This window comes from Moorena sp. SIO4E2, assembly GCF_010671945.1.
Lineage (GTDB): Bacteria > Cyanobacteriota > Cyanobacteriia > Cyanobacteriales > Coleofasciculaceae > Moorena > Moorena producens.
The window spans coordinates 1-1,207 of the sequence record NZ_JAAHIE010001330.1 but is presented as its reverse complement, the minus strand read 5'-3'; the positions used below and the strand labels follow the sequence as shown (position 1 = coordinate 1,207).

Sequence of the window (1,207 nt, the reverse complement as noted above, 5' to 3'; positions counted from 1 at the left end):
GCTTCTGACTGGATTTGCCGATGCCAATCCGCAGGCGAGGGAAGTTTTGCGTACCCAGATGGGCAATTGCGGATTTCATGCCATTGTGTCCTCCCGCTGAACCAGAAAGGCGCAGACGCAAACGCCCCACTGGTAAGTCCATATCATCATAAATGATCAAGACCGACTCAGGTTTTAGCTTGTACCAATCAGTCACCGCCCGAATTGCTTGTCCAGAGCGATTCATGTATGTAAGAGGCTTAAGCAAGCTTAACTTATTTCCTTTTAGTCCAATTCCTTGACCAAACCATCCCTGAAAGCGGCGATGTTCGTTTCCTGAAATCTGTAATCGACGTGCGATCGCATCTACCACTTCAAAACCGATATTGTGCCGGGTTTTATCATACTTGGGTTCCGGATTACCTAAACCCACAATCAGTTGAGGAATTATAATCTGTCCGGTTGTTTCGATAGTGCTCATGGTCAAAAATCGTTTTGGTAATCGGTAATGGGTAATGGGTTACCCATTACCTACGGTTTATGATCTCGATGTTTCCGGACATCTTGACACTCCCCGGTCATTAGACGCGGGGATTCTTGCTTCAATGAGGCGACTTGTTCAACCAGGCCGGAACCAGGAAGAATAGAGGTCTCCTCTCTGCAAGCGTTCTGGTCTGTGACCAAGGTTCCGATGTGCCCCACCGTACCTAAGGCTCTATCGAGGATGTTTATTGCGGCGTTGTGATCGCGGTCTAGTTGACAGCCACACTTACAGACGTGAGTCCTAGTTGATAGCGATTTTTTAACCACTTCACCACAGTTAGAGCAGTTTTGGCTTGTGTAGGCAGGGTTTACCGCAACAGTTACCCTACCAAACTTTTCCCCAAAGTGTTCTAACCACCTTCTAAACTGATACCAACCTGCATCACTAATAGACTTGGCAATACAATGATTTTTGACCAAATTCCTAACCCTTAAATCTTCGTAGGCGACCAGATCGTTAGATCGGATTACGCAACGCGCCAGTCTCTTGGCGTGTTCCTCACGCTGCCTGCTTATTTTAAGGTGCGTCCTGCCTAGTTTATTAATGGCTTTCTTACGGTTAGCTGAGCCTTTCTTTTTTCGAGATGCTCGCCGCTGATAAAACTTTAGCCGCTTCTCTCCTGTCCTATAAAATCTGGGGTTAGGTTCAGTATTGCCGTCGGAATCAGTATAGAAATCCTTTAGA

At 46.6% G+C, this 1,207-nt stretch carries 2 protein-coding genes; both read right to left on the bottom strand.

Annotated elements, in window-relative coordinates:
* Positions 1-460 (bottom strand): aminoacyl-tRNA hydrolase (gene pth, locus F6K37_RS43420; RefSeq protein ID WP_287257347.1); only part of this gene is annotated, 460 nt, incomplete at its 3' end.
* A gap of 50 nt (positions 461-510) precedes the next feature.
* Positions 511-1,207 (bottom strand): RNA-guided endonuclease InsQ/TnpB family protein (locus F6K37_RS43415; protein ID WP_287257346.1); only part of this gene is annotated, 697 nt, incomplete at its 5' end.